The organism is Streptomyces sp. NPDC052042 (assembly GCF_044548345.1).
In the GTDB taxonomy this organism is placed as follows: domain Bacteria; phylum Actinomycetota; class Actinomycetes; order Streptomycetales; family Streptomycetaceae; genus Streptomyces.
The window spans coordinates 1-2,682 of the sequence record NZ_JBIUBU010000077.1; the positions used below are offsets into that span (position 1 = coordinate 1).

Annotated in this window: 3 protein-coding genes; 2 read left to right on the plus strand and 1 reads right to left on the minus strand. The window is 68.3% G+C overall.

Going from position 1 to position 2,682, the window contains the following annotated elements; all coding sequences use genetic code 11:
* Positions 1-22: 22 nt before the first annotated feature.
* Entirely contained in the window at positions 23-250 is a 228-nt protein-coding gene (locus tag ACIHCL_RS36905) for a hypothetical protein (protein ID WP_399868928.1), read from the plus strand.
* A gap of 271 nt (positions 251-521) precedes the next feature.
* Here the strand turns inward: ACIHCL_RS36905 and ACIHCL_RS36910 are convergent, their stop codons facing one another.
* Positions 522-899, minus strand: coding sequence for an ASCH domain-containing protein (locus tag ACIHCL_RS36910; RefSeq protein WP_392264391.1), 378 nt, complete (start codon positions 897-899; stop codon positions 522-524).
* Between the two features lie 308 nt (positions 900-1,207).
* Here ACIHCL_RS36910 and ACIHCL_RS36915 point away from each other — a divergent pair, with 308 nt between their 5' ends.
* On the plus strand, positions 1,208-2,605 hold the full coding sequence (locus tag ACIHCL_RS36915; RefSeq protein ID WP_399868927.1) for an IS1380 family transposase: 1,398 nt from the start codon (positions 1,208-1,210) through the stop codon (positions 2,603-2,605).
* Positions 2,606-2,682: the final 77 nt, after the last annotated feature.

The following is a 2,682-nucleotide window of genomic DNA, read 5'->3' on the forward strand; positions in this document are numbered from 1 at the left end:
AAGTGCCTTGTGACCTGCGGTGATGGGAGTTCTTCAGGCTTCCAGCACGCTGGATCGGCAAGGCACTTCCGAGATGCAGGTTTCCCACCCCCCTGCAGCGGTCTCCGCCGCGTTCGATGAACCGAATCTCATCGCATATGCCGGGCTGGTCCCGGTGATGTGGCTGGCCGAGCGGTGCGGGCTTGCGCGGCTGGTGGCCAAGAACGTGAGGTTGACCGGGGCGGCGTCAGCCGGCCCGGACGGGGCGTGACGGATCGGTTCCGTCACCTGGTGTGGTGGTGGGGCTTCAGCGGCGTCGGCCAGGCCCGCGCCGCAGAATTCTCCGCAGCTGGCTGCTGGCTGCCCTGCGCCGCCGACTTCAGTCCGCCGCAACCAAGTCCGGTGCCGGGAAACACAGGCGCAACGGGGCGTCTCAGTCCGTGTCCACCGCAGTGTCTGCTCACAACGTCGGCTTCGGCCAGGTGGGCGGCGAGCGCAACGTGGTTCAACTGGGGAGGGCGCCACAGGCGCGGACTGGGCAATCAGCTGTCTTCTACCACCCGGAAGGCCAGACAGACGACGACGGTGTGATCACCGACCGGAGTGCCCGCACGGTCCCAGAAGCGCCGGTGCACATCGCACCAGGCCTCAAGAGACACGTCACCTTCACCCTCGGCCCTGGCATGCTCCCAGGTGACGTCGCCAAAGGGCTTCACCTCTACGCTGATGAACTCCAGGGTGGCGACGCACCGGCCCTCGTTGTCCAGGAGAGCCTGCCGCTCACCGACGTACTCCAGGCCTTCGGCCTCTTCGGCGTACTCGTCGAGCAGACAGGTCGTGGCGGTCTTGGCCCCTGTCAGAACCAAGGAATTGAGCATGTCCCGCATGTCACCAGGCAAGCCCAGTTCCAGCGCACGCATACCGTTGACTCGCGGCCACATCGTCCTGTCATCTCACTCGGTGCAGCCCTTCGGTCCACGGGCTGCATACGCGTGATCATATGCGCAGCTCACCGGCGAGCGGCTCGGCCGGGTCGAGCTGGCCCAGCGCCCACTGCCGCCGGAGATCGGCGCCGTGCTCAACCCGGACACCGAGCTCGCTGATCTGGCTCAGCCTCGATCCACATAGCCGGTCCAGGGCTTGGGCATGAAAACGCGGATGCCCTCTGAGTTGGGACGATGGGACTTCCTACGGTTCCATATCCACAGAGCAAGAGAGCACCCGCGAGATGCAATCTTCCCATGCCGCTTCGGCGGTGTCCGCCGCGTTCGATGACGCGAATCTGGTCGCGTACGCCGGGCTGGTCCCGGTGATGCGGCTGGCCGAGAGGTGTGGGCTTGCCCGTCTGACGGCGGAGAAGGTGAAGCTTGGCGGGGCAAAGAACGGCGCGGGTGCCGCAGCGGACGCCAAGGTCACCAGCATCGTGGCCGGGATGGCCGCAGGCGCGGACAGCATCGACGGCTTGGACGTCCTGCGACACGGTGCGATGCCGGTCCTGTTCGATAGGATCCGTGCCCCCTCCACGCTGGGCACGTTCCTGCGTGCGTTCACCCACGGTCACGCGCTCCAGCTCCATGCCGTGCAACGCAGGTTCCTGGGCGCACTGGCCGCGCACACACCGCTGCTGCCGGGTGCCGGCGAGACGGCGTTCATCGATGTCGACTCCACCCACAAACGCGTCTACGGCCACACCAAGCAGGGCGCCGAGTACGGCCGGTTCAAGGGCATTCGCACCCTGCACCCCCTGCTCGCCACGATCTGCACCCCCGCCTCCCGGCCGGTGATCGCCACCGTGCGGCTGCGCCGCGGCAAGGCAGCCGACTCCCGGGGCGCCCCGAAATTCGTCAGCGAGGCCCTGGCCACCGCGGCCGAGGCCGGCTGCACCGGCCTGCGCATCCTGCGCGCTGACTCCCAGTTCTACAACGCCGGGGTGATCGCCGCCTGCCGCCGGGCCGGCGCCCGCTTCTCAATCACCTGCGGCATGAACCCCTCCATCAAACGGGCCGTCCTGGCCATCCCGGACGAGGCATGGCAGCAGATCACCTACCCCACCGCCGTGCCCGATCCCGAAACGGGCGAGCTCATCTCGGACGCCGAAGTCGCCGAGATACCCCAATACACCGCGTTCGCCAGCCGCAAGAAGGTCGAGCGGGTCACCGCCCGGCTGATCGTGCGCCGAGTCCGTGACCTGGCCAAACCCGCCACCGTCGGCGAGCAGGGCGAGTTGTTCCCCGTCTGGCGCTACCACCCCTTCTTCACCGACACCCCCGCCCAGACCCTCCAGGCCGAGCGGGAACACCGCCACCACGCCGTCGTCGAGCAGGTCATCGCCGACAGCAAAGCCTCCGCCCTGGCTCACCTGCCCTCGGGACACTTCCATGCCAACGCCGCCTGGCTGACCCTGTGGGCGATGACCTACAACCTGCTGCGGGCCGCCGGAGCCCTGGCCTCCGCCTTCCACGCCAAGGCCGCCACCGCCACCCTCCGCGCCCACCTCGTCCGTGTCCCCGCCCGGATCGCCCGCTCCGCACGTCGTATCACCCTGTACCTACCGCTCAACTGGCGCTGGCAGCACGCCTGGACACAGCTGTTCGTCACCGTCCACGCCCCACCCGAGACGGCCTGACGCCCCTGACCACCCCGCCCGCCAAGGCCCGACCGGAGCGCAACCGTGGAAAAGCTGGGCAGACCAGCGGATATCCC